Origin of the sequence: Limnobacter sp. UBA3528 (assembly GCF_002377005.1) — a bacterium.
Lineage (GTDB): Bacteria > Pseudomonadota > Gammaproteobacteria > Burkholderiales > Burkholderiaceae_B > Limnobacter.
Genome location: NZ_DFOZ01000001.1, coordinates 46,195 through 72,126, shown reverse-complemented (window position 1 = coordinate 72,126; position 25,932 = coordinate 46,195). Strand labels below are relative to the sequence as shown.

The following is a 25,932-nucleotide window of genomic DNA, read 5'->3' as shown; positions in this document are numbered from 1 at the left end:
TCGAAAGTTGTTGCAAAGTCGGTTTCAGAAGCGCATTATGAAGTCTCAGTTGGTCGGTATCTATACTGACCGCCGAGTTGGTGAGGCAAACGCACCAACGAAAACGGGGCCGCAACGGCCCCGTTTGTTATTTGTGCTTCCAGCCAGTGATCGCTTGGCTTTTTATCCGCAATATTCGCTGTATTCAACCCGCTCAAACACCGCAATCGATTCCACATGCGCAGTGTGCGGGAACATGTTCACCACTCCGGCTTTCATCAATTTGTACGAACCTACATTGCACAACACGGCGGTGTCACGGGCCAAAGTGCCTGGATTACAACTCACATACACAATGCGTTTTGGCTGAAACTCTGCACGCGCACCCACAATTGCCTTGCAAATTTCCAACGCCCCATCGCGCGGAGGATCAACCAATACTTTGTCGTATTGCCCCCAGCTTTCCCATTCAGGTGTTTCCACTTCAAACAGGTTGCGCACGTGAAATTCTGTTTTGTCGGCCAAACCGTTGAATTCAGCATTCTCACCGGCCCGGCTTACAAGGTCTTGTGAACCTTCAAAACCCTTCACATAGCTGCTTTTTGTGGCCAAAGGCAAAGAGAAATTACCAAGACCACAAAACAGGTCAAGCACACGGTCTTCAGGTTTCAGATCGAGCAGCGACACGGCGCGGCTGATCATGGCGTCGTTGATCATGTGGTTCACTTGCGTGAAATCAGTGGGCCTGAATCGCATGCGAATGCCAAAGCTTGGAATGCGATAAGTGAGGTCTACCGGCTTGTCTGCTTCAAGGCGGTGCGCTGTGGCCGGGCCACCAGGCTGCAACCACCAGTCCACACCCCATTCATTGCCAAATGCCCGAAGCGTATCAAGATCTGATTCACTCAAAGGCTCCAAATGGCGAAGGACCATGGCAGTTACGCCATCGCCAACAGCGAGTTCAATCTGCGGAACGCGCATGAAAATACTCAATGTAACCAGCATATTGCCCAAGGGCACGATCATATTGGACACATGTTTAGGCAGTACATGGCATACCTGCATGTCAGCCACATACGAAGAAGACTTCTCGTGAAAACCCACGAAGAAGCGGTCTTTCTTGATCACAAACCGGGTGCTTAAGCGCGCACGGTGCCGGTAACCCCAAAAAGAGCCGTAAATAGGCGGCATCATTTGTTCAGGGGTTTGGCGACCAATTCGCTGCAGCAGGTCTTCAAGTGCACGATTTTTAATGGCCACCTGTGCATTGGGCTCGATGTGTTGCATGGCACACCCACCACACACCCCATAATGCGGGCACTTGGGAGTAGTACGAGTGGAAACCGAATTCAGCACCTGCAGTGTTCTGCCTTTTGAATAGCTTGGCTTTACTCGCGTAATTTCAGCAACCACGGTTTCACCGGTGATTGCACCATCGATAAAGTGCACTTTGCCATCCACATGGCCAATGCCATTGGCATCCAGGTCGATTGATTCAATGGCAACTTGCACCTGTGGAAACACCACAGGTGTTCGGTCTTTTTTCTTTTTGCGGCCCATGGCTACATTCAATAAAAATTAACGGGCCGGGAGGTAATCCATCGGGTCAACAGGCTTACCTTGCTTACGCACCTCAAAGTGCAGCTTGGGGCGGTCAGAATCGGACTGCCCTGCTTCAGCAATTTTCTGGCCTTTGGTGACGGGTTCGCCTTCTTTCACCAACAAGGTTTTGTTGTGCGCATAGGCAGTCAACAAATTGTTGTCGTGTTTCAGAATAATCAAGTTGCCGTAACCGCGTAGCGCGTTGCCTGAATAAACTACACGCCCAGCCTGGGAGGCCACCACAGGATCACCAACCTTGGCGGCAAGATCAATACCCTTGTTTACACCCGCCTTGTACCCTTGAATGATTTCACCTGGGTGCGGCCAGATAAAACCCAAGGTAACAGCAACAGGTGCCGGTGGTTTGATTTCAGGTGCTGGTGTGGCCTCAACGGGCTTTGCACCACCAGCAGGTGTGATTGGGGTTACTTCAACGCCACTGTCTTCAATGGTTGATCCCGAAGCACCGCCGGCTACAGCAGTAGGCGCACCTGTCACGCGCAACTTTTGACCAATGCTTAGTTTGCTGGGATCGCTCAAATTGTTGGCACGCGCCAGTTCACGCCAATCCAGGCCAAAATCCAGAGCAATACTGTACAGGGTGTCGCCAGCCTTGACGGTGTAAACACCGTCGGTAGCCACGGCAGTGTCAGTAGAACGGGAGGGCAAACGATCGACCACAGGAGCCTGGTTACCCGTTGTTGTACAGGCTGCCAAGAAGGTCAGTGTTGCGAATCCAACTGCCAATGCACGTGTGTGACCCAGCAATTGGGTTCTAGTTAATGCGCCACGTTTCATACGATGCGGGTTCCTTGTAACAGGGGTACGAATTTTACCAAGTCTTTTTTCTCTCGGTGCCATTTGTCGACCGCCAATCGATCAACAATGACCAGATTTTGCTGATTCTGGTCAGCCACGGGCACAATAAGGCGCCCGCCAATTTTCAACTGCTTCAGCAAGGCTTGTGGTATTTCCAAACCCGCAGCGGCCACAATGATGACATCAAACGGCGCTTGTGAGGGCAAACCCACCAAACCATCGCCATGTATTACTTTGACTTTCTGAAAGCCTGCAAGTTTTAAGTTGCGTTGGGCTTTGTCGTACAACGCCTCAATGCGTTCTATGCTGACCACACGCTTTGCAATTTGAGCGAACACGGCGGCCTGGTAACCACAACCCGCGCCCACTTCCAGCACATTGTCGAGATCCTTTCGGCCATCCAGTGCATATTCTGCAAACCGGGCTACTGTGAATGGTCGGGAAATCGTTTGCTGGTGCCCGATTGGCAAGGCTGCATCTTCGTAGGCGCGCGAGGCAAACGCTTCGTCCACAAACAAATGCCGTGGCACAGCACCAATTACATCGAGCACACGCTGGTTCACGATGCCCAGGGTTTTCAATTTTTGAACCAAGTGCCCACGCGCACGCTCGGAGGTCAAGCTTGAACCGCCGATGCGTTCCGGAATGCGATCCAGTTTGCGCGCAGACTGGGTAATCAGCGCAGGTGCTGGCTTGAAACGGGGCTTTTGATCCATGTTGTTGTTTTACAGCCAATCGGCCAGGGTCTTCATTTGTTCGGTGTGCGTCAAATCAGCCTTCAAGGGACTGATCGAAATTTTACCCTGCTTGACCGCATAAAAATCGGTACCAGGGCCCGCATCTTTGGCGCCGCCGGGTGGGCCAATCCAGTAAACAGTTTCATCTTTCGGGTTCTGGGTTGGAATCACGGGCTCGGCATGGTGGCGCTTGCCCAAACGGGTGCATTCGTAACCTTGCATGTCATCGTAAGGAATCGGGGGGATGTTCACATTTAGCAAACAATGCTCCAAACCCAGCTTGTTGTTCAAGAAGCGGTCCACGATTTCAGCGGCCACACGAGCTGCGCTGTCCAAGTGCGCATAACCTTTGCCAGCCAGCGAAAAAGCAATTGCGGGCAAACCACACTGAAAGCCTTCCATGGCGGCCGCCACAGTGCCTGAGTAAATCGTATCGTCGCCCATGTTGGCGCCGTTGTTGATGCCAGACACCACAAGATCGGGTCGCCTTTCCAGCAAACCAGTCACCGCCACATGCACGCAATCGGTGGGAGTTCCATTGACATAACGAAAGCCATTGGCTGCTGTGCGAACGGTGAGTGGCCGGTCAAGCGTCAGCGCATTTGAGACACCAGAACGGTCTTGCTCGGGCGCCATTACCTCCAGGTGAACCGTGTTGCCAAAGCGTTCAAGCAAAGCACCGTGCAAAGCCAGAATGCCGGGGGCGCTGTAGCCGTCGTCGTTGCTGATCAGAATGTGCGGAATGGTCAAGATCAGGCTTCCTTGCGGCGAAATACCCAGGTGTTCTCGGTGGATTCTTTGGCGGCAAAAGCATAGCCTGCCACCTTGAACTTTTTCAGCTGCTCTACATCGGTAATGCGTTGATCAACAATGTAGCGGGCCATTAAACCACGCGCTTTTTTAGCGAAAAAACTGATGATTTTGTACTGGCCGTTTTTATAGTCCTGGAACACGGGCTGAACCACGCGCGCATTCAAAGCCTTGGTATCAACCGATTTAAAGTATTCATCAGAGGCCAGGTTCACCAAGACCGGGTCTTTCTTGGCAAGCTCCTTGTTCAGGGCAGGCGCCACGGTTTGCTTCCAGTAGGCATACAAGTCTTTGCCTGCAGGGTTGGGCAGCTTGGTACCCATTTCAAGGCGATAAGGTTGCATCAAATCGAGTGGGCGCAAAATGCCATACAGGCCCGACAGAATACGCACATGCTTTTGTGCAAAAGCCAGCCCTTCTTCATCCAGGGTTTTGGCATCAAAACCATCGTACACATCGCCATTGAATGCTAACAGCGCAGGGCGTGAATTCTTTTTGGTGAACTTCGGGGACCACTCGCTGTAACGCGTTGCGTTAAGCACACCCAGCTTGTCTGACACCGACATCAGTTCGGAAATATCAGCAGGGCTCATGGGACGCAAAATATCGACCAGACCGGCCGCTTGCTCAACAAATTGTGGCTGCGTACTGGTTTGGACAGACAAGGGTGTTTCGTAATCGAGCGACTTTGCGGGAGAAAGAACTACAAGCATGAACGTGAATCACCTGGTTGTTACTACGGGTTTATTATCGCAGGATCTGGCAGGTGATTCAGGGACAGAGTGGTGTGAAGCCGGGAAAAATACCCAATACAAGGTATGCGAGTGGCCGGTTTTGTGAGGTTGGCCGCGGATGCGACTTTGTCGCTCCGCTTCTGGCCGTGTCTCCCAGACTGTCTCTCCCGAAGATAAATGTATTACCTGTCACATGCGCCAATTGGATTCAGGCAATTGTGTTTGCAAGTTTTGATTTACTGTATATAATCACAGCACGTCAATTCGAGATTGGTGCCATGAAAGGTTTAACTGCTCGTCAACAAGAAATTCTTGATTTAATCCGGGACCAAATTACCCAGTTTGGTCGGCCCCCTACCCGCGCTGAAATTGCACGGCAACTGGGCTTTCGCTCAGCCAATGCAGCAGAAGATCACTTGCAGGCTTTGGCCAAGAAAAATGTCATTGCCCTGGATGCCAGTACATCACGCGGTATTCGCTTGCTGGGCGAATACGCTGAAGGTCTGGAAGAAACAGCCAGCAAGGCAGCCGAACGTGCAGTCGAGCAGTTCATGCAACTGCCACTGATAGGTCGCGTTGCTGCCGGCAGCCCGATTCTCGCCCAAGAACATGTGGAAAAACAAATTCCTGTTGATCCTTCGCTGTTCCCAGACAAACCCGATTACTTGTTGAAAGTACGCGGTATGTCCATGAAAGACATCGGCATTATGGATGGTGATTTACTGGCTGTAAAAAAAGCCAGCACCGCTCGAGCGGGTCAGGTTGTGGTTGCACGCGTGAACGACGATGTCACCGTGAAACGTTTTTTCCAGAAAGGCCATGTGGTTGAATTGCAAGCCGAGAACAGCGATTTCGCTCCAATCGAAGTCGACCTGCGAACCGAAACCTTCGCAATTGAAGGTTTGGCTGTTGGTTTGATTCGCCAAGGTCAGTTGCATTAAAAACCAGTAATTGCACTACAAAGCAATGTCGGGGAGTTGTGTTGTGTCGTCTGATCTTTCCAACATTCACCCGGGCGTGTGGCGCGCCCATCAGCTTGCCATCGACAGCAGTGCACGCATACCCAGCGGTTTTTCCGCCCTTGATCAACAACTGCCCGGGGGTGGCTGGCCCACCCGCAACTTGATTGAACTGCTGCTGAAACACCATGGCATTGGCGAACTTCGCTTTCTAATGCCTGTGTTACGCAAGCTGACGCTGGAGAAAAAAAAACTGGTGCTGATTGGCGCACCGCTGCTTCCACTCACGCCTGTATTTGAGCAGTTTGGAGTGGCTTTGAACCAAGTGCATTTGATTCAAACCGACAAACCCCAGGATCGGCTTTGGGCCATTGAACAAGTGCTGCAAAGTGACTCCTTCGGCGCGCTTTTCATGTGGCTTCCCGAAGAAAAAACACTGTGTAGCCCAACCGTGTTGCGCCGCTTGCAGTACCAGGCCACACGTTCACAGGGGCTAAGTTTTGTGTTTCGACCCATTCGGGCACAAATGCAGCCCTCCCCGGCTTCACTGCGCTTGTGCCTTACGGCCCAAAATCCAAACACCCTGCGAGTGCATTTGATCAAACGCAGGGGCCCGGTACTGGAGCAACCGGTACTAATCGATTTACCCAAACCGCAAGGTGCTTTACACGACACCCCGCACTCACAGGAGCTTGTTCGTGCGTTGGATCGCCCTGAGTTACAGACAATCCCGCAACCCACGCGAAGTCAAATCGCAATTTGATGCCAATTCGTTGTTTGAATTGGCATCGCATTACAGCCCGGTGGTGTGCTGGCGACAAGACCAGCATCATGAATACGTAGGTTGGCTGGTCGAGGTACACAGCAGCTTCAGGTTGTTTGGTGGTGCACAGGCTTTACTTTCGCAATTGTGGCAAAGCGCAGACGAATTTCCTGGTGAATTACAACTGGCCAACCACCACACAGCAACTGGCGCGTGGTGGCTTGGCAAGAGCGCCCCTGCAGGCAATCAAGATGATTTTCTGGCCATGCTGAATTTCAATGAAAACAGTTTGCTGGCCTTGCCAATCTCTGTACTTGATTGCGATGCGAAGCTTCAAATCACCTGGCGACAATGCGGCTTTGGCCGCCTTGGTGATTTGTGGCGCTTGCCACGCGACGGATTCTTAAAACGCTTTGGCGCGCAGGCATTGGCTGAACTGGATTCAGGTTTTGGTGTTCAAAACAAACTCGCCACAAGCACGGTGCCACACAAACCTGCGGATACATTCGAGCAAGAAAAGGAACTTCCCTTTCACAGCGACAGGCTTGATCTGATTGAGCACCATGCACAAGCACTGCTTGATGCGGTGTGCAACTGGTTAAAGCAGCAAAAACATGGCACACGTGAATTGCACTGGGCCTTTATTCACACGCACGGTGAGGAGGTTTTGCACCTGAGAAGTGCGCAAGCCACCGATTGCCTCGACACATGGAGGCGCCTGCTGCACCACCAACTGGGGCGCATGCAATTCGAGGACGATATACGTAACCTGCGAGTGCAATGCACGCATAGTGAATTGCTGCCCAACGTGAATCACAGTTTTTTACCCGACCCCGCGGAAGGCGCGCGCAACTGGAACAACACCTGCGATATTCTTCGCGCGCGCTTGGGCGAACAAACCGTGTTGTTTGCAGCAACAGACAGTGACCCCAGGCCTGAGTGTAGCCTTGTGTTGCAGCACACCCCGGTGCAAAAACCTGCAAACACCGCCTATAAAAAAATTGAAAACCAGCACACACCCGAATTAGATAACTCGGCATTGGCAGCCAGCACTCCGCGCCCATTGTGGCTATTGCCAACACCCAAACCATTGCAAGGCAAAGCCCCGAATTGGCAAACGGGTGGCCCCTGGCAATTGCTCAGCGGCCCTGAGCGTGTTGAGTTTGGCTGGTGGGATGCACAACCCTGCAAACGCGATTACTACTGCGCGCGGGACAGCAATTCCAGTTTGGTATGGCTTTATCAAGACCTGCTTGAAGAAGACGCACGCTGGTTTTTGCACGGTTACTTTGCATAGGGCTTGGTTAGCATGAACACATCACTGCAAGCCTTGCCGCCTTTCGCTGAAACACTGGCCTTGAGCAACTTCAGTTTTTTGAAAAGCGCATCGCACGCGGAAGAACTGGTGCAACAAGCCAAACTGTTAGGTTACAGCGCCATTGGTATCACTGATGAATGTTCGCTTGCGGGCATTGTTCGTGCACACCAGGCCGCCAAAGAATGTGGCATTCAGCTGCTGGTGGGTGCACAGTTTGTGTTTGCACGCAGCAGCGCATTTGCTGGCCAACGCATTGCCTTGATTGTAAAAAATAAAACTGGCTACACCCACTTGTGCCGCCTGATTACGCAGGCCCGTAGCCGTGCCACCAAAGGCGACTACTTGTTCACCCGCGACGATCTTGCTGATATTCCACCTGGACTGCAATTGTTATTGGTGCCCGACGAACGCAGCAAGGAAAATTTTACTGCCTTGTTAAGTTGGTGTGCCAAACGTTTCACTGGCCGCTTGCATGTGGTGTGCAATTTGCAGCACCGTGGATTCGACAGGCCATGGCTACTATACCTGCAGGCATTGGCCCACTTGCACGGTGTTGAACTCATGGCCAGTAACTTACCAGTTATGCATTCAAGTGAACGAAAAAATCTGCATGACGTGCTAACTGCCATTCGCTTGAACTGCAAGCTGAACGACGCAAAGCCATTTCTGGAAACGAATGCGCAACGGTGTCTGCAACCTTTGCAGCAACTTGCCCAAACTTACCCGCACCGTTTGCTGCAACAAACTGTAACGCTGGCCGCACAGTGTGTATTTTCACTGGATGAGTTGCGCTACCAATACCCCCGTGAAATAAGCCCAGAAGGCCTGGAACCTACACAATACTTGCGTCAACTTGTAGAAGAAGGCGCTGCCCAACGCTACAGCAGCAATGTACCTGCCAAAGTTAAAAAACAAATTGAACATGAATTACAACTGATTGAAGAGCTGCAATTTGAGGCTTACTTTTTAACGGTTTACGACATTGTCCGTTTTGCCCGGTCGCGAAATATTTTGTGCCAGGGCCGAGGTTCTGCCGCCAATTCAGTGGTGTGTTACTGCCTTCATATTACCGAAGTCAACCCCGACAAAATGGCCGTACTGTTCGAGCGTTTTATCAGCCGGGAGCGCAACGAGCCACCCGACATTGACGTGGACTTTGAACACACACGCCGCGAAGAAGTAATTCAATACATTTACCAAAAATATGGTCGTGACCGGGCCGCATTGGCCGCCAGTGTGGTGGTGTACAGACCCCGATCAGCATTGCGTGATGCGGGAAAAGCCTTGGGACTGGACACGGATTTGGTTGAACAGTTGGCCAAGTCGCAAGACGGTGGTTACAGCCGCAGCATGAGCGTAGACCACATGATTCAGGCAGGGATTGATGTGCACCAAAGTGGCGTGCAGCATTGTGTACATTTGGCCGATGAACTGCTTGGTTTTCCGAGGCACTTGTCGCAACACACAGGCGGTTTTGTGATTGCACGCGACAGCCTGACTGAACTGGTGCCCGTAGAAAATGCCTCTATGCCAGAGCGCAGTGTGATTCAGTGGGACAAGGACGACCTGGATGCCATGGGTTTGATGAAGGTAGACGTACTGGCGCTTGGTATGTTGAGCGCCATTCGAATGACACTGGACCAACTGCACAAAAAACCTGATGCGCCCCGAACACTGCAAGCGATACCGCCTGAAGACAATGCAACATACGACATGATGTGCAAGGCTGACACTGTGGGTGTATTTCAAATTGAAAGCCGCGCGCAAATGGGCATGCTTCCCCGCCTTAGGCCTCAACAATATTACGACTTGGTGATACAGGTGGCCATTGTGCGGCCCGGCCCCATTCAAGGCGGTATGGTGCACCCGTTTTTAAAACGCAGGCAGGGCCTGGAAGCCGTGAACTATCCTTCTGATGCCTTGAAAGAGGCTCTGGGCCGAACCGAAGGTGTTCCTATTTTTCAGGAACAAGTGATGCAGGTTGCTATTCTGGCGGCCGGCTTTTCACCAGGCGAGGCCGATGCATTGCGCCGTGGCATGGCCGCCTGGAAGCGCAAAGGTGGTCTGCACCATTTTTACGAACGGGTGGTGAATGGCATGTTGGAACGTGGGTATACCCGGGAGTTTGCTGAAAGTATTTTCAAACAAATGGAGGGCTTTGGTGAATACGGCTTTCCGGAAAGCCATGCCGCCAGTTTCGCCATGCTGGTGTATGCATCGGCCTGGTTGAAATGCCACCACCCTGATGCATTTTTGTGCGGTTTGCTCAATGCACAACCCATGGGTTTCTATGCACCTTCGCAGCTGATTCAAGACGCGCAACGGCATGGTGTCACGGTACTGCCTGTGGATGTGCAGTGCAGCCCCCTTGAAACCCAACTTGAAAATTGCACAGGTGATTTTCTGCCAGTTCGTTTGGGTTTAAACCGGGTGAACGGGCTGAAACACGACGCTGCTTTGCGCATTGTTCAAACCCGCGAGAAAGGGTTGTTTGAAAGTGTGGAAGACTTGACCAAACGTGCCCGGCTTGACCGTGGTGACTTACTTGCACTGGCCGATGCGAATGCACTGGAAAAACTCGCCGGGCACCGCCGCCAAGCCGTGTGGCAAACCGCAGCAACGGAAACAAGTGGCATTCGTCACAACGCAAACAATACAAACCTGCTGAGCAATACCCGCAGCAATGAAACACCGCTTGAATTGCCCAAAGCCAGTGAACTGGAGGACATGTTGGCCGATTACCGCGCCACAGGTTCAAGCCTTCAGCACCACCCTATTTCATTTTTACGCCAACAACTGGCACCCTACAAAATAAAACAGGTTGAAGAATTGCGTACTTACCCAAACGGCAGGCTGGCACGGGCCTGTGGCATTGTGACGCACCGGCAACGCCCAGCCACTGCACACGGCACGGTGTTTTTAAATCTTGAAGATGAAACAGGCAATGTGAATGTGATTGTCTGGAACAGCCTGGCCGAAGAACAACGCCAGGTTCTGCGCAATGCGCAAATTATGGGTGTGTTTGGTATTTGGCAACGCGAAGGTGAAGTATGCAACTTGGTAGCGCGAAGGCTCGTGGACTACACCCACCTGATTGCACAACTGCAAACACCCTCGCGCGATTTTAAGTAAACAGGGAAAGGATTAGATATCCACTTCCACCAAATTGCCTTTGTCCTCGAGCCAGGTGCGGCGTGCGCCACTTTCTGTGCGCCCCATCAGCATGTGCATCATGGCGTTGGTTTCGTTCACATCCATGCTGCCCAAGGTGACAGGCAACAAACGGCGTGTATCCGGGTTCAATGTGGTTTCCCAAAGTTGCTCAGCATTCATTTCGCCCAAACCCTTGAAGCGGGAAATCTTGATGTTCGCCTCTTTCACGCCTTCCTTGCCCAGCTTGTCTTGCACGGCGTACAGCTCAGCTTCGTCCAGGCAATACAGTTTTCGTGCCGGCTTTTTGCCCTGAGCAGGCACGTCCACACGGAATAGCGGTGGTCTGGCCACATACAAATTCTGGCTTCGAATCAGCGCTGGGAAATGTTTGTAGAACAAGGTGAGCAACAACACTTGAATGTGGGAACCATCCACGTCAGCGTCTGAGAGAATACAAATTTTGCCGTAACGCAAACCGCTTAAGTCGGGGTTGTCGTTCACGCCGTGGGGGTCTACGCCAATGGCCACTGCAATGTCGTGAATTTCCTGATTGGCAAACAGGCGGTCTTTGTCAGTTTCCCAGGCATTCAGCACCTTACCGCGCAAAGGCAACACGGCCTGAAACTCTTTGTCACGGCCCATCTTGGCCGATCCCCCCGCAGAATCACCCTCAACCAGAAACACCTCATTCAGCGTAATATCGGTGCTTTCACAGTCGGTCAACTTGCCTGGCAAAATGGCCACCGACGAGCTTTTTCGCTTCTCGACTTTCTGCGCAGCACGTGAACGGGCCTGCGCCTGTTTAATCGCCAGTTCAGCAATTTTTTTACCGTCTTCCACGTGCTGGTTTAGCCACAATTCAAATGCAGGCTTGACCAAAGACGACACCAGTCGCACCGCGTCGCGACTGTTCAAGCGTTCCTTGATTTGCCCCTGAAACTGCGGATCGAGCACCTTGGCCGACAACACAAAATTGGCTTTTGAAAAAATGTCATCTGGCATTAACTTGATCCCCTTGGGCATCAGTGAATGCATTTCGCAAAACGCCTTGATGGCCTGAAACACGGCCTCGCGCAAACCCGATTCATGCGTGCCACCTGCAGAAGTCGGAATCAGGTTCACATAACTTTCCCGCACGGGTGTGCCCTCCGCCACAAAAGCCAAGGCCCAAGCTGCGCCCTCGCCCTCTGCGAATCCTTCATCGCGTAGAACATCGACACTCAGGTCACCACTGAACATGGGGGCCACCAACTCGCGGTCCAGCAACTCCTCTTTTAGAAATCCGCGCAACCCATCGTCAAATTTCCAGCGTTTGGCTTCACCGGTTTTCTCGGTCACCAACACCACTTCAACGCCCTTGAGCAACACGGCTTTGCTGCGCAACAGGCGATCCATTTCATTCAGCGGCAACACTGGCGAATCAAAATACTGGGGGTCGGGCCACACGCGCACGGTGGTGCCTTTTTTGGGGTCACTGCCGGTTTGGGGGCGAACTTTCAAAGGCTCGATCACATCGCCGCCACTGAACACCAGGGTGCCCACCTGTTTGTCACGCACCGCGCTCACTTCAAGCCGGGTCGACAAAGCATTGGTCACCGACACGCCCACGCCGTGAAGGCCACCGGAGAAACGGTAGGCGCCGCCATCGGCCTTGTTGAATTTGCCCCCTGCATGCAGGCGGGTGAATACCAGTTCGATCACCGGCACCTTTTCTTCGGGGTGAAGGCCGATTGGAATACCCCGCCCTTCATCCTGCACCGACACGCTGCCATCCGTGTGAATGGTCACCGTAATTCGTGAACCAAAACCGCCCAAGGCCTCATCGGCCGCGTTGTCGATGACCTCTTGAATAATATGCAAGGGGCAGTCGGTGCGGGTGTACATGCCGGGGCGTTGCTTGACTGGTTCCAGCCCTTTAAGGACGCGGATGGACGATTCTTGGTACTGGCTCATAACAACCTGAAAGTTCAATGACCGCTTGATGATACCAATAATTTGGACACATTTCGGGCAGTGCTGGAACCATCTGTAGCCGTGCCAACACTCATGACCATGATAGGAAATTTGTACAGCGTGGTTAGCACACATTTCAAGGCAAATAAAGCAGCATGTCACCCCACCCCCTATCCATGGTGACACCTCATTCGGACTTTTTGCAGCCTTGATACGCTGTGGCGTTATTTAAACAATTCGCCAAGGCCGACCATGATTCCACTTCCGTTTCAAGTAGAGAGGCTCGACATGAAACCGATTGCCCCCAAGTTAAAGATCACCTCTATTCAAAGGTGCTCAAGGGCGAATCTGGAAACAACACGCTCGGAGTTTGAATTGTTGGTTGCCAAGCAGGAAAAGCGGTTGCGTAACTTTATCATCAAACATTTTCGTGATGAAAATGCAGTTGAAGACATTTTCCAGCAAACCCTGATTGAAGCTTACTGCTGCTGGGACAGTTTTCGAGGTGATGCAAAAAGAGCCACCTGGCTGTTCGGCATCGCATTAAACATTATTCGAAACACAGCACGCCGTTCCCCACAGTACAAGTTTCATTTCACCTCGGATGAGGACCTTGAACTGGAACAAGCCGAGGGGTCAGACCCCATGCAACACTGTATGAAAAACGAGTTCAGTATCAAACTGGAGTCGGCCATCGGCAACTTGCCCAATGATCTGCGTGAAACCCTGATTCTGGTGGTTCAGCATGGTAATTCTTACCAGGAGGCCGCGGATATTTTAGGCATCCCGATTGGCACTGTTCGCTCACGCATTTCTAGATCGCGTGCCCAATTGAAATCAATCTACGACCTTTACATGGACTGATGAACGCAAATTTGGCGATCCGATATGGTGCACTCAACAAAATTCTGGAATCTTTGGGAATGAGCGCTGGCGATACCGAGCAATGTGCTGCAACCGACGGATATCGAATTGATTTCGAAAAAAACTTCACTGTTGAGTTGCAGCACCTTGGCGGCACCGATTGCCGGGTAAGCGCAAGAATTTTCAGCTTGGGCAAGTCGTTACAGGTTCAGGAGAATCAAATCAAGTTGGCTTTGAGCCTATTCGGTGAATTGAAAAACGACATGCCCGATGGTGTATCAACTGCCATTTCAAACCACGACAACTGCCTACGCCTATGTGTCGAAATTGTGAGCGAGAACAACGATATCATCATGACCCAGTTTCAGGGATTTGTTCATGTTGCCTTTGCCTACAAGCAAACCTACTTTCAGCACAAGGGCGCAACATAGAGCAATCAGCCTCGGCTTTGTGTAGCCTTGGCCCGATCGACTGAAACTGACTTCAACCAGAATTCGAATCTTTCTTTTGCATCTAGCAAGTTGGCGGCCGACATGGCCTTGGAAACAAGCAGACCAGACTGATCAGCTTCAAAAATACGGTTTTGTTCCAGAGACTTTGCAAGCCAACGCTGTGAAAGCCAGTCTCGCAGACAATTACTTTCATAGTTATTCAGTACAAGCGTGGCTTGAAAATCAGATGGACATAAAGAGGACTGAAATAGCTCTCCATGCCCCAGGCCCTCAACGGGTTGCTCATCGATTAGAAACCAGTTCGAAGGATGACTTGGCGACATGGATTGTGGGTGCACCTAAACAACACCAGCAGTGTCGCTGTGAATTTGCTGCGCAAGACCACGGGGCGCAGCCAGGCCTGCGAAACGTTGCAAGGCAAGTGGTTTCATGGGACGAGCATTGAGTTCAGAAAGAATGGACTTAAAGGTATTGCGTACAGCAGAGCCAGTTGGCTTGGCATTGCCACTCGCATGTAAAGAAGCAGTCTGTATTGACGGAGTGTTTGGATTAATCATTTTTAGTAGTTACAGGCAGCGGGCCAATAAACGTCGTTTCATGACAATTGAGTGGTTTTGTAGTCTGAATGGTTCCCGGTTTTCTCCAGCAAATCGAAACGTTTCATGCGGTAGTACAGGGAATGCAAGGGAATGCCAAGACTTTCACTGGCCATGCGCGCGCACCCATCGTGTGCCTGAAGTGTCTGTATCAAAACTGCCTTCTCGAAAGCCAGCAAACGCTGTTTCAGGCCAGCATGTGGCCCGCTCAATGGCACTGCACCAGGTGTACCCAAACCCATTACATGGCGCTGCGCGAATGCGTGCAACTCACGTACATTGCCAGGCCATGGTCGACTCAACAACTCGTCCATATCCTCGAGCTCCAGGTTTGGAACCTCAAGCTTGAACTGTGCAGCGACATCATTCAGAAAAAATCGGTACAAGGGAATGATGTCCTCGAGCCGTTCTGCCAGGGCAGGAATTCGAACTTGAGAAACACTCAGCCTGAAATGAAGGTCTTCCCGAAATTTGCGCTGTTCAACCAACGTTTCCAGTTTGGCTTTTGTCGACGCGATGACGCGAAAAACCGAGTTGTAGAATACATGCCCGCCCAGTCGAACCGCTCCGCGGTACTGCAGCGCATTCAACAACTTGGCTTGGCACGACAGCGGCAGGCTGTCTATTTCATCAAGATACAGCGTGCCATTGTGTGCAAGCTCGAGCTTTCCTGACCTGTCTTTTTGTGCGCCCGTAAAAGCACCGGCCATAACCCCAAACACCTCCGCTTCAAAAAGTTGTTCTGGCAAAGCGGCACAATTGACGTGTACAAACTCGCCTTTAAGCCCGGAATGTGCATGCAGCCAACGTGCAGCAGTGTCTTTGCCAGCGCCAGTCGGCCCGAGCAACACCGTGTCGACAGGTAGTTGCTTTAAGCGCTGAAGTTGGGCCACAGCGTGGCGCATGGGTTGCGAACGAACAAATTCATCGCTGTATGGCCCCAAGTTGTCGTTGGGCAAGGGTTTTTTACCACACTGGAATGGTTTGGTGCGTATCAGTTTCTCAAGTACCTGAACTGCAGCCAATGGGTTGGCCGGGTGCACAATTGAGGCAAAAATGGGAATGTCGTGATACACGTACTCTTGCCAGGGCTTCTCGATAAAACGAATAATTTGTGTTTCTGGCGTTCTGCCGTGCGCTTTGAAGTGCTCAATTAAATCGCCAAGCTGCTCCAAACCCTGATCCACCAGTAACCAGTGCGCCGGTAAGCTTCGTTTACCCAACAGGTCGGCCAACGAAAGTTCGTGAACACTAGCCTGCATCAACAATGCTGCAGCGCGCAGTCTGCTTTTCAGTTCGGGGGATTCGATGCAAAGCGTTAACTCGGTCATTGGTGGCGATTGCACAATGAAATGGACAAGACTCATTGTGAGGGCTGTGCAATCGCTTGAAATCACCCCTTGGGATTAGTCAATGCTGTGATTCTGACTGCCCCATCACCTCCACCCTAAGCATGTCCCGCGCGCGCGAGAGGCGAGAGCGAACTGTACCAATTGGCAAATCCAGTTCAAGTGCGGCATCCTGATAAGTCAAACCTTCGAGCAAAACCAGCTGAACCACTGTTTGCATTTTGCCTGGGAGTTGATCGATTGCAGATTTCAAGGATTCCATGCGTTCCTGGCGCATCAGGGATTCTTCTGGCTCACAAATGGAGTCGGCAGGAATCAGGCTGATTTGCTCGTCGAAATCATCGCCTTGAAAACGAAAACTGGTGTCGCGGTAACGAAAGTTCTTAACCAGGTTCAATGCAATGCCAAATAACCAGGTTTCAGGCTTGGAATCGCCACGAAAACCGGCCCAGTTGCGAAATGCAGCCATGTGGGTTTGCTGAATGAGATCATCCACGTAATCTTCACGGCGAAGATGCTTGCGTACAAAGTGCTTTAAGCGGGATTGCTGTGATTTCAACAAGGCTTCCAGTTCGCCCAATTGTGCTGGACTCAATGGAGTAAGCGTATTTTCCTCTGTGGCCGAAACGGTGATTTCGAACTGCTGTAAGTTTGCGTTGTGTTCCATGGCCTGCCTCTGTTTACTTGTGTGTGGTAACAAGCGTTGTGCAGTGTGCATGCCAGGATCAGGCAAACTTTAACCAATTGATTTCATGGCGTATTTATTGATTAACTCTCGGTATGCATTGGATTTTTTCTAAATTTACAGCGCTGGGCCAAGCAAAATCTATAAATCATCACAAGCCCCGGTGCAGGCCGACTCCAGTTGCAGTGTAAAATGCGCTGATCTCGCGGTAGTACAATGGATAGTACGAGGCCCTCCTAAGGCTTAGATACAGGTTCGATTCCTGTCCGCGAGACCAGGCATAAAAAAAGCCCCTGATTGGTCAGGGGCTTTTTCATTCGCACGCCGGCTTGTTCAGCTGGCCTGCTCGGTCACGATTTTCCAGCGACCGTCTTCTTTCTTCAGGCGCAATGTCTTGCGAACATTGTCAGAGTACTTATCAGCTTTGTAAGCCTGATCAAACTCGGCAGTGGCTTCTTCACCATTGACCTGAACATTCAGGTTGCTGATGTCCACCTCAATACTCGACTTGTTGGCGATTCGGGCACGACGCTGGCTTTCCCATTGCGCCCTGCTCTGCGCACCAGGCAACTCGAAATTGGCGGAGTAGAAGCTGAGATAACCCTCAACATCCCGTGCGCTCCAGGCTGCCGCCCAGTTGCTAACCACTTCAGTCACCTCGACCTGAAGCTGAGCCGGGCTTGGACCAGCCGGCGCTGCCGAAGGTGTTGCAGCAGCCGCCGCTGCGGGCGGCTCTCCGCCCAGTAAATCGTCTGCTGGCGGTAGAGTCGGATCAAGCATGGTATCTGTCACCGGATCTACAACAGGATCGACCATGGGTTCAGCGGCAGGCGCAGGTTCAGGAGCCGGTGGGGGCGATTGGTCAAGCACTGCAGGGCGAAGTTGGTCCAGCCCAAGGAAGTGACTGACTGGCTTTAAACCGTCTGCATTGTTGATCAAGGCCTGACCACCGTACGTCACAATCAGCAAGCCGATAAACAAGGTGTACACGGGCAGCAACCAGCGCTCGTAGCGATAGTAGAAAGGCTTGTGCTTTGTTTCCTCGGCGGCTTTGTCCATTTCTTCTTCGCCAACCACCTGCCTTGCAAGCAGCTGGTTCAACGCGACAGGCGGAGACAGATAACCCAACTCAAACGCGGTAATCACAATCATCCAGAAGTGAACAGGGTGAATGCCGTTGCTGTAGGCAATTGGTGCGACCGTGGCCGACACGAGGATAACCGCACCAAAGGGATCCATCACCATGCCGATGAATACCATCATGAACATGAAGATAGTCAACGCCATCCAGATACTGCCCATTTCAGCAGGCACAATACTCATCAAGCCAGAGCGTTCGATCATGCCACCTACGCTAATGGACAGGGCCATCAACATGATAAGGGCGCCAATGTGACCAATCGTTTCTGTTGTAGCGCTGCGCACCGCCATTTCCAGACCCTGATTCTTTTTCTTCTCCGCGGGTGTGTCTCCACCCACTTTGGTGGGACCACCACGCAGCTTGTCGAAAATAATCACGAACAACATGATCACTGGCAACATCACTGGTGCAGTGAACTCGTCGAGCTTGGTGTCCAGCAGATATTCGTAACCGAAAATCACCAACATCACGATCACGATGTAGGGTGAAACTGGCACCAAGGCACGCAGCGACTGTGGCAAAGCCTCTTTGGCTTTTGCACGTTCAGTCACGCGCCCTTCTGCTTTCAGCAGCGCGATAATCATGAAAATGGTCGAGGTCAGGATGAACACGAACAGACCCCAGCCATACAATTCGCTGGTGGTGACTTCCTTGTTTAAAGCCGCAATCACCACAATCAGCAAACAGGGGCGCAATACAACACCCAGAGATCCCGACATGGCCGTTGCTGCCAAGGCAAAGTGACGACGTGCGCCGACTGCCAATACTTCACGGTACACAATCGCACCAGCAGCAATCACGAATACGCCAGAAGCGCCTGTGTAGGCCGTGGGTACCGCAGCGGCCAGCAACACAATGTAGGTGAACACTTCGGGTGGTAGTTTCCAGGGACGCAGAATATCCATGAACAAGGAAACCACGCGGGTTTGCTTGAGCAACATACCAGCCCACAAGTACAGGGCCAGATTCAGGAAAATACTCGACAGCTCGGTAATTTGGCCGAAGTAAATTGCCAAACCAGCGATGTAATCGTCCATGAAAAAGTTGATACCCGCATTCAGAGCCATAAAGGCGTACAACGGGATACTCAACAGACCCAGGCCGTAGCTGCCACCCTCCTCGGCTTGCGCGGGAATTTTCAGTACATCTTTCAAACTGATGAAAGAAAGCGCGGCAAAAAGGGCGATCGCAATGATACTAATCAGCGGATTTTCAACCGCCACACCCGAGTCGTATTGAAGCTTCAGGTAGTAGCTGGCTGAAATAGTCATCAGCAAGTTGGCACCCAGCATGGCCAGAGAATAGACCTGAAAGTCTTTCTTGGTGCGCGGCGGGCGCAGGCTGATGTGGTGGAAATGCTTGGTGGTTGAAATGGCTGCAATGGCAACCATGATCAACAAAATCAATGGGCGGTTTTCCGTGCCGAACTTGAAAATACCGAAGAAGCCGGTTTCAATTTCGCGGAACACTTCCACTTCAGGCGTAATGGCCTTGCTCACCCGCTCATACACAGCATAGCGCTCGCGACACTGATCACGGGCGGCTTCAAGCGATGCACGAATTTCATTGGGGTCAATGGCAACATCGCCAAACAACAAATCGAGATCCGATTTGGGTGCGCTTTCTGCGTCGGCAACCTGTTTAGCCACCAGTGCATCAATATCGGGGTTGGCTTCGCAAGTGGGTGCAGAGGGATCGGCACGAAGGAGAAAGTACTGAACCTGGTTTTCAGGATCACCGAACATGCGCTCGCCAAGCCGCAAGAGCTGGCCGTGCACCATTTCACCGGTACCAATGATCAGGGTAAGCAACAACAGTGAGAAAATCGGGAGGCTGGAGAGCCATTCAGATGGCGTGCGACCAAACCATTTTTTGCCGGCGGAACTCTGCATAACGGATCCTTATCAGCGTCAATCGACTGATTGACTGATCTAATTAGCTATTTAAGATAATAAAAAAGGGGCAACGGCAAGCCCCTTTACATCAAAGGCAACAGGTGGGCGAATAGGGCCCACCTTTTTTTTACAGCTCGGTCTTTGTTGCACACTCGGAGTCTGCACGGTTCACGCTGCAACGAATCTGCTTCATGATGTTCAAAGCCTTGGGATCATATGAACCACCCTTGGCCAAAGCAACACGTGACTCACGCAGCAAAATCGTGTACTTCACAGAGTCAGCCGCTGGAATGTCCATCCAGGCGCCGTTGGGAATACCCTTCTCGGCGTTGGTAATGATTTGCATGCCCGCCGGGAATTTCTTGAACCAGTAGTCGCGAGACTTCTGGGCAAAACCTTCAGGGAACTTGGATTTGTTGACAATTACTTGATAGGTCAACACAGCAACCGGGAAGCGAACGATGGCTCCAGCACTACCCAAGCCTTTGTACAGTTCCAGTGGTTTGTAGGCGGCTGCGGGCGCAGCAATAATGTCTACAGAACCGTTGTTGAACTTGGCACCAAAGTTGGAAATGTCAGCAGACACGGGCGAAGCACCCACTTTGGAAATCATTTCTTTCTGGGCTGAGTCGTAATCAAACGAGGCGATTTTCTTGCCAGCCAGCTTTTCAACGGAATTGATGTCGCGGCTTTTCACGTAAAGGTAGGCAGCACCGAAAGGAATGATACCAGCCACTTGGTAATTACCTTGTGTCATCAATGTGTCCGCTTTCTCGCTGGCGAACAGTTGAATGGTGCGCTTGACCACTTCATAGCTCAAAGCCATGTCCACTTTGCCGTCTTTCACGACAGAAGCAGCACCCAGGGCATCGATCGAACCAGCCACGGAATTGTAAGCACGTGTACGGAACGAGGTGGCCACCAGCATGTCGCACTGGCCGGTTTTGAAGTTTTCAGACGCGATTTTCTCGTCTGTAAAAGCCTCCAGGTGCAGGTCAGCGCCGAAACCCTTGGCGGCGAGAACGTAGTCTTTGCTCAAGTTGAACACATCACCACCCGCGCCCAGAATGTCAAACACACATACTTTTTGTTTGGCCAAAGCCGGTGATGCAGATGCCATCAAAGCCAAGCCAAAGCCGGCGGTGATTGCTTTCATTTTAAATGTCATTGTCTGGTCTCCCAAAATTGTGTTTCTGCGCCTTGTACCAATCGCTAGAGTGTGGCCAAGGCTTGCTGTGAGCAAAAACTTAGTTCAACAAGTCGTCCACATTCATGCCTGCAGGCATTGCGGCTTCTTCATCCCAATATTTTCCCATGCTGCCCACAGGGGTGCGAGTACCTACGTTTTCAGTCCAGTAACGGTCGGAAAGGTTGGTCATCACAGCAACGGAAATACCTTCAACCAAGGCATATTGCTCGCTTGGTTTGAAATCTTTGACATTAGCGAAACGCTTGGTGGCGTCACGGAAACGAGTGGTGTCACCCACGGCCAGTGCGGACAGGCCATACATCACATGAGAAAGACGCACGCCTTGACGCTCGCCAATCAACATGGACAAGCGGAATGTGCCCCACACATCTTTGCCCTCAGAGGCACCTGGCAAAATACTCCAGACCACAGCACGCGCTGCGTTGGGAGCACCCCACCACTTGGCATTGGATATGCATTTGAGCGCACGCTCGGATTTTGGTGCAATGTCAGTGGGCACGCCTACCATCTGCTGGGAAGCAATATCGTTCACCACAGCCTGTAGACCAGCCACTGTGCCCAGCAAGTAAGTCAGCTCATCAAAATCACGTTCAAACTCGGGGCAACCTTCACCGTACTCAAAGTTGTACTTGTCTTCAAGCTTGTTGCGCATGGCTTCAAACGCCCGCAACTGGCGGCGTGCTGTAATTTCAAGCAAGCGCTTCTGGCCGATTCGGGCATCTTGCGCTTCTTCAATGTTGTTCTGCTTGGAGGCGCGCAGGTAGCGCAACTCTTCTTCCACTGCGCGCTGTTCAGAACAGGCGGCTGAGGACACCAGCAAGAGGGATTCAAGAAGCTGTGGGTCACCACCGAATGCGCGGGTGCCCCCAGAAATGAGGGGGAAGTTGCCTGTGGCGAATCGACAGGCCATGTCGACATCATCGATTTCAAGCTGGGGGGGAATAATTCTGCGTTCAATCAAGTTAATCGCAAGGTTTGTAGCACCTCTTTCGACGCTTGCGCAACCTGCCGCAAATGCAACCACTCCCGAAATGGCCAATACACGCCATACGCCAGCTTTGATCATTGATGTCTCCGTTGATTTTTCTTTTATACCTTGCCTAGTCAATATTTGGATTTGACCTTTGAGTAACAAGGTTTGCGCACGTTATTAAACCATGAAATATTCACCCATCCAAGGGAAAGTAAACAGTTGTTAATAGAAGCGTCATTCTATTTAACCCACCAAACCCGAAGAAAGATGCCAAAACACCCCGCAATTGAAGGCAATAAATTGTTAAAAAGCGCGGAGAATAAAGTATCTCCATGTTGCCCTCTTGAAATTCATGATGCAGATTGACCTACCGGCAGACAACACTGACACAACTGCAAAGGACAGCCCAAGCAAACCTGATCGAATGAAGCAGGCCGTGAAAGACATGACGCCGCTGAAGGGGAAAACGGCACTGGTGGTGGATTCTGCGCTGGCGACTCGCCGTGCGCTTCAAGATCAACTCTCTCAATTGGGCGCCAAGTCAGTTATTTTCGCCAGCTCGGTTTCCGAGGTTGAACAGCACTTGAGCTCTCGCGAATTCGCGCTGATTGTGTGTGAATACCAACTGGAAGGTGACCGCAATGGCCAACAATTGCTAGAAGACCTTCGCGTGAATAAAAAACTGGCGTGGAATACCGCATTCATGATGGTGACCGGTGAGCGAAGTTACGGCAATGTGGTCGCGGTAGCCGAATTTGAGCCCGACGATTACCTGATCAAACCGTTCACCGCGTCGACGCTGTCCGATCGCGTGGTTCGAATATTCAACCGGAAGATTCGGCTCGCCGAGGCCTACCGCTCGATGTTTGAGGAGCGCTTTCAAGAAGTACCGGGTATTTGCGAGGACCTGGAATCCAAATTTCCCCAATACTTGAATGAACTGGAACGCATGCGTGTGGAGTCGTTTTACAGGTCTGCGCTGTACGAAAAAACCGAGCATGAATTACTCGCTAAACTTGAGAAAGCCCCCAAGCCCTGGATGCAGTTGTTACTGGCCAAAGTAAATCTTGAAAAGAAACAGTTTGAAGAGGCCAATGAACTGCTCAGCGAAGTCGTGAAATCAAACCCGGAATACCTCGCAGCAAGCGACCTGTTTGCAGACGTACTCTGGGAACAAAACCGCCCCGCAGATGCCCTGGACATTCTGGAGAAAATGGGAGCCAAGGCGCTTTCATCAACAACCCGCTTGCGCAAACTGGCCGACCTGGCCGTTCGGATTGGTGACAATACCCGCTCTAAAAACTATTTGACGAAAGTAATTGACCGTTCAAGAAACACCTCACTTTCCCAAATCCACGACTACCTCCAGCTTTCAAAAATTTATGTGAAAGAAGGTCGACATGAAGAGGCGGAGAAGCTGACTGCCAAAATGCGCAGCACAGTAAACTCGGCTGAACTTGACCTTGCGCGCGCCATGATGGCCATACAAAAAGACATCGCCGATGGCCGTGGAGTGAAGGCCAACGACAAACTGGTCGCCTTTTTCGAGAACAATTCAGATGTGCTTCCCACGCTGGAACCAGAAACCTTGACCAGCCTGTTGGAATTGTGTTTTGCGGTGAGCATGGACACCAAAGGTTATGAACTGGCCAGTCAAATTACCAAACACAAACCTTCCAAGGCGATGTTGGACAGAATTCGAAGCGCAATTTCAGATTTCAAAGGCAACCAGGGCACCGCCAGCGACTGAAAGCGGGTTGAATTACAAGGCCCACGCAGCCCTGATCAATTCATCCAGATAAGCGCCATAAAACTCGGGCAAACTTGCGCCCAAAAGCGGTTTCCCGGCCACCGCGCCCTGGGCATTGAACACCATGACCGTGGGCGAAAACTTCACATTCAACGGACCAGCCAAGGATTTACCGGTGTACCTGTTGCCATCAAACCAGGTAAAACTGCGTTTGCTGTCTGAAAAATCGATTTCGTAGACTGCCACCCTACCCCTGTAAGCGGGGTCGCTGTGAATATGGCGTAGCGATTGCTGCCTGACCTTCTCGCAATAGGCGCAATCGGGCAAAGAAAACAAAACCACCACGGCGGGTGCTTGTCGAACTTGAAGATTCGACGGAAACTCAAGGGCACTCTCACCCGCCCCAAGCGCGGGTGAGAGCCCTACAAACAGTAAGAACATCCAAATTGCTTTCATGCAATTTAGACCACGAACCCCGGGTTGTCGTTCATTCCGATCAGTTTGGGCGTGTAGGGCACTTTGGTGACCACTGTTTTCCTGTCTTTCAGGTAAGTTTCTACCACGTCCCAAATTGGCGGTTCGCCATTGTTGCGGGCTTCCTCGGCCACAGGCGCCCAACCAGCCACCTTGTAGGTTTTCGTGGCCTCAATGGGTTTGCCATTCAATCGCATGTCCGAAATACGCTGCCCCGCTTCGCCGTTGGGGTTGCAAGTGTAGGTCAAGCCGCCGACACGCACCATGTCACCGCCTTGCTGGTAGTAAGGGTCGGGGTTGAACAGGTTGTCACACACATCTTCGAGCACGGTTTTAATGAACTCGCCTTTCATGTTGGTCAATGTGGTGTTGGGGTAAGTGATCGCAGTTTGGTCCATCAGGTGTTCACGCGTGATGGTTTGGCCCGGCAGCAACGAAGTGCCCCACCGGAAACCCGGAGAGAATGCAATTTCAGCGCCCTTCACTTCCATCAAGGCATCGACGATCAACTGGTCCCAGCTGCCATTGAAGTTGCCACGGCGGTACAGCAAACCTTCACTCACGGCCAGCGGTTCGCTGAGCTTTTCGATGTAGGGCTTGCGCACATTGCGCACAAAGGTTTCCATGTCGGGATCTGCTGGCAACATGTTGGAGAAGACGGGCAACAAGCGATACTTGAAGTCTCGCAATTTGCCGCCTTGAATGTCCATGTCGAGCACACCCAAAAACTTGCTGTTGCTGCCCGCGTTGGTGACATACGTAGTGCCCGATGAATTTTTCACCGGAATGGCATTGGGTACACCATCGTGTGTATGGCCACCCAGAATGAAATCAATACCCGTTACACGACTGGCCATTTTCAGATCAACATCCATGCCGTTGTGTGACAGCAGAACCACCGCCTGAGCGCCTTTTGCACGCACCTCGTCGACCACTTCCTGCATGCTTTCTTCCTGAATGCCATAAGACCAGTCCTTGACGAAGTAACGTGGGTTGGCAATTGGACTGTAAGGAAAAGCCTGGCCAATGATTGCAACCTTGCAACCATTGATTGTTTTCATCACATGGCTTGGAAAAACAGGATCACCAAAATCAGCAGTTTTGATGTTCTGGGCAATGATGTCGATTTTGCCCTTGAAGTCTTTCTCGGCCACCTCAAGAATTCGCTCTGAACCGTAGGTGCATTCCCAGTGCAGGGTCATGACATCAACGCCCAACATTTTTGCAGCATCCACCATGTCTTGGGCATTGGTCCACAGGCTGGTCGCCGAACCTTGCCAGGTGTCGCCACCGTCGAGCAACAGCGATCCAGGCCGGTTGGCCTTCATCATTTTCACCAATGTGGACAGGTGTGCAAAGCCGCCCACTTTGCCATAGTGCCTGGCGGCTTCTTCAAAATTCAGATAAGTAAATGCGTGCGCCTGCGCTGAACCAGGTTTGATATTGAATGCCTTCAACAGCGATTCACCCACCAGGTGCGGCGCCTTGCCAAATGCAGCGGCCACGCCCAAGTTCACGTTGGGTTCGCGAAAATAAATGGGCACCAACTGTGCATGGCAATCGGTCATGTGCAGCAAGCTTGCATTGCCAAAAGGTTTCAGGTCGTACAGTTTTTCACCGTGACCACCCGCCAGTACCTGAGGTGAGTTGATCGCCATGCCCGCAGCCGAGGCGGCCGCAAGCATGCCCATGAATTCGCGTCGATTCATCTGCATT

Annotated in this window: 21 protein-coding genes and 1 tRNA gene; 8 read left to right on the top strand and 14 right to left on the bottom strand. The window is 51.7% G+C overall.

Going from position 1 to position 25,932, the window contains the following annotated elements:
• Positions 1 to 162: 162 nt before the first annotated feature.
• Genes rlmD through yaaA form a run of 5 tightly spaced genes read right to left on the bottom strand, consistent with a single transcriptional unit; the run spans position 163 to position 4,660 of the window.
• Positions 163 to 1,539, bottom strand: a complete 1,377-nt coding sequence (gene rlmD / locus B4N58_RS00350) for a 23S rRNA (uracil(1939)-C(5))-methyltransferase RlmD (RefSeq protein ID WP_291744828.1) — start codon at positions 1,537 to 1,539, stop codon at positions 163 to 165.
• An 18-nt stretch (positions 1,540 to 1,557) separates the two neighbouring features.
• On the bottom strand, positions 1,558 to 2,379 hold the full coding sequence (locus B4N58_RS00345; RefSeq protein ID WP_291744826.1) for a peptidoglycan DD-metalloendopeptidase family protein: 822 nt from the start codon (positions 2,377 to 2,379) through the stop codon (positions 1,558 to 1,560).
• Positions 2,376 to 3,116, bottom strand: a complete 741-nt coding sequence (locus B4N58_RS00340; RefSeq protein ID WP_008250109.1) for a protein-L-isoaspartate(D-aspartate) O-methyltransferase — start codon at positions 3,114 to 3,116, stop codon at positions 2,376 to 2,378. The genes B4N58_RS00345 and B4N58_RS00340 overlap by 4 nt, the downstream gene beginning before the upstream one ends.
• A gap of 9 nt (positions 3,117 to 3,125) precedes the next feature.
• Complete coding sequence (surE, locus tag B4N58_RS00335; RefSeq protein ID WP_008250108.1) at positions 3,126 to 3,887, bottom strand: 5'/3'-nucleotidase SurE; 762 nt, start codon at positions 3,885 to 3,887, stop codon at positions 3,126 to 3,128.
• Between the two features lie 2 nt (positions 3,888 to 3,889).
• Positions 3,890 to 4,660: a peroxide stress protein YaaA gene (gene yaaA / locus B4N58_RS00330; protein WP_291744823.1), complete on the bottom strand. Its 771-nt coding sequence runs from the start codon at positions 4,658 to 4,660 to the stop codon at positions 3,890 to 3,892.
• Positions 4,661 to 4,959: 299 nt separating this feature from the next.
• Between yaaA and lexA the strand changes: the two genes are divergently transcribed.
• The 4 genes from lexA to B4N58_RS00310 are packed head-to-tail and all read left to right on the top strand — an operon-like array spanning position 4,960 to position 10,853.
• Positions 4,960 to 5,622 (top strand): transcriptional repressor LexA, encoded by a 663-nt coding sequence (gene lexA, locus B4N58_RS00325; protein WP_008250105.1) that lies wholly within the window; start codon positions 4,960 to 4,962, stop codon positions 5,620 to 5,622.
• 43 nt (positions 5,623 to 5,665) lie between these two features.
• Positions 5,666 to 6,403, top strand: coding sequence for a translesion DNA synthesis-associated protein ImuA (gene imuA / locus B4N58_RS00320; RefSeq protein ID WP_008250104.1), 738 nt, complete (start codon positions 5,666 to 5,668; stop codon positions 6,401 to 6,403).
• On the top strand, positions 6,339 to 7,700 hold the full coding sequence (locus B4N58_RS00315) for a hypothetical protein (RefSeq protein WP_291744821.1): 1,362 nt from the start codon (positions 6,339 to 6,341) through the stop codon (positions 7,698 to 7,700). The genes imuA and B4N58_RS00315 overlap by 65 nt, the downstream gene beginning before the upstream one ends.
• 12 nt (positions 7,701 to 7,712) lie before the next feature.
• Entirely contained in the window at positions 7,713 to 10,853 is a 3,141-nt protein-coding gene (locus tag B4N58_RS00310) for an error-prone DNA polymerase (RefSeq protein WP_291744820.1), read from the top strand.
• Between the two features lie 12 nt (positions 10,854 to 10,865).
• Here B4N58_RS00310 and B4N58_RS00305 read toward each other — a convergent pair whose 3' ends face one another.
• Positions 10,866 to 12,827 carry a DNA topoisomerase IV subunit B gene (locus tag B4N58_RS00305; RefSeq protein WP_291744818.1) on the bottom strand — a complete coding sequence of 654 codons (1,962 nt, stop codon included), beginning with the start codon at positions 12,825 to 12,827 and terminating at the stop codon, positions 10,866 to 10,868.
• 288 nt (positions 12,828 to 13,115) lie between these two features.
• Between B4N58_RS00305 and B4N58_RS00300 the strand changes: the two genes are divergently transcribed.
• Together B4N58_RS00300 and B4N58_RS00295 are read left to right on the top strand one after the other, a co-directional pair.
• A complete protein-coding gene (locus tag B4N58_RS00300) occupies positions 13,116 to 13,691 on the top strand; it encodes an RNA polymerase sigma factor (RefSeq protein WP_008250092.1) in 576 nt (191 codons plus the stop codon).
• A 59-nt stretch (positions 13,692 to 13,750) separates the two neighbouring features.
• Positions 13,751 to 14,122, top strand: coding sequence for a hypothetical protein (locus B4N58_RS00295; protein WP_291744814.1), 372 nt, complete (start codon positions 13,751 to 13,753; stop codon positions 14,120 to 14,122).
• 359 nt (positions 14,123 to 14,481) lie between these two features.
• On the opposite strand, the gene B4N58_RS00290 is transcribed toward B4N58_RS00295, so the two are convergent.
• From B4N58_RS00290 to B4N58_RS00280, 3 genes are all read right to left on the bottom strand, one after another.
• A complete protein-coding gene (locus tag B4N58_RS00290; protein WP_156799595.1) occupies positions 14,482 to 14,700 on the bottom strand; it encodes a hypothetical protein in 219 nt (72 codons plus the stop codon).
• 38 nt (positions 14,701 to 14,738) lie between these two features.
• Positions 14,739 to 16,070 carry a sigma 54-interacting transcriptional regulator gene (locus tag B4N58_RS00285; RefSeq protein ID WP_291744812.1) on the bottom strand — a complete coding sequence of 444 codons (1,332 nt, stop codon included), beginning with the start codon at positions 16,068 to 16,070 and terminating at the stop codon, positions 14,739 to 14,741.
• 79 nt (positions 16,071 to 16,149) lie between these two features.
• Positions 16,150 to 16,755, bottom strand: coding sequence for an RNA polymerase sigma factor (locus B4N58_RS00280; RefSeq protein WP_291744810.1), 606 nt, complete (start codon positions 16,753 to 16,755; stop codon positions 16,150 to 16,152).
• A gap of 220 nt (positions 16,756 to 16,975) precedes the next feature.
• Between B4N58_RS00280 and B4N58_RS00275 the strand changes: the two genes are divergently transcribed.
• Positions 16,976 to 17,050 (top strand) — tRNA-Arg (locus B4N58_RS00275).
• Between the two features lie 56 nt (positions 17,051 to 17,106).
• On the opposite strand, the gene B4N58_RS00270 is transcribed toward B4N58_RS00275, so the two are convergent.
• The 3 genes from B4N58_RS00270 to B4N58_RS00260 form a co-directional block, all read right to left on the bottom strand.
• The gene (locus B4N58_RS00270; protein ID WP_291744807.1) at positions 17,107 to 19,806 is read right to left on the bottom strand and encodes a TRAP transporter large permease subunit; all 2,700 of its coding nucleotides are present in this window, start codon (positions 19,804 to 19,806) and stop codon (positions 17,107 to 17,109) included.
• A 130-nt stretch (positions 19,807 to 19,936) separates the two neighbouring features.
• A complete protein-coding gene (locus tag B4N58_RS00265; protein ID WP_198006820.1) occupies positions 19,937 to 20,977 on the bottom strand; it encodes a putative solute-binding protein in 1,041 nt (346 codons plus the stop codon).
• Between the two features lie 79 nt (positions 20,978 to 21,056).
• The gene (locus B4N58_RS00260) at positions 21,057 to 22,085 is read right to left on the bottom strand and encodes a hypothetical protein (protein WP_291744804.1); all 1,029 of its coding nucleotides are present in this window, start codon (positions 22,083 to 22,085) and stop codon (positions 21,057 to 21,059) included.
• A 259-nt stretch (positions 22,086 to 22,344) separates the two neighbouring features.
• On the opposite strand from B4N58_RS00260, the gene B4N58_RS00255 reads away from it, so the two are divergent.
• The gene (locus B4N58_RS00255) at positions 22,345 to 23,742 is read left to right on the top strand and encodes a response regulator (protein WP_291744802.1); all 1,398 of its coding nucleotides are present in this window, start codon (positions 22,345 to 22,347) and stop codon (positions 23,740 to 23,742) included.
• A 12-nt stretch (positions 23,743 to 23,754) separates the two neighbouring features.
• On the opposite strand, the gene B4N58_RS00250 is transcribed toward B4N58_RS00255, so the two are convergent.
• Complete coding sequence (locus B4N58_RS00250) at positions 23,755 to 24,198, bottom strand: thioredoxin family protein (protein WP_291744800.1); 444 nt, start codon at positions 24,196 to 24,198, stop codon at positions 23,755 to 23,757.
• Positions 24,199 to 24,203: 5 nt separating this feature from the next.
• The gene (soxB, locus tag B4N58_RS00245) at positions 24,204 to 25,931 is read right to left on the bottom strand and encodes a thiosulfohydrolase SoxB (protein WP_291744798.1); all 1,728 of its coding nucleotides are present in this window, start codon (positions 25,929 to 25,931) and stop codon (positions 24,204 to 24,206) included.
• Position 25,932 lies beyond the last annotated feature (1 nt).